The sequence below is a fragment of the Mesorhizobium sp. M4B.F.Ca.ET.203.01.1.1 genome, from assembly GCF_004791025.1.
In the GTDB taxonomy this organism is placed as follows: Bacteria; Pseudomonadota; Alphaproteobacteria; order Rhizobiales; family Rhizobiaceae; genus Mesorhizobium; species Mesorhizobium abyssinicae.
The window spans coordinates 1-244 of record NZ_SRUO01000326.1; the positions used below are offsets into that span (position 1 = coordinate 1).

The 244-nt window shown below is 68.4% G+C and carries 1 protein-coding gene; it reads right to left on the reverse strand.

Annotated elements, in window-relative coordinates; translation table 11 throughout:
* Positions 1–244: hypothetical protein (locus tag EN846_RS35560; RefSeq protein WP_187331613.1), on the reverse strand; the 244-nt coding region annotated here is incomplete at both ends.

Genomic DNA, 244 nt, shown 5'->3' on the forward strand with positions numbered 1-244 from the left:
TCGCCGGTCAGGTCCTCGTACTTGGTGCCACTGATCGAGAAGTCGAGGAAGTTGGTGAAGTCGTTGCCGCTGTCGGTGCCGCCGCTGCCGGGGTTGCCGACGGTCTGCACCAGGGTGCCGGTCTGCTGCGAGCCGTCCGGCACGACCTCGTAGATGTTCTTGCCGACATCGGCCAGCGTCAGTCCGCCGATCGACCAGGCGCCGCCGGCCCCCGTCGTCGTCGAGCGGTCGCCGGCGCTGAGAT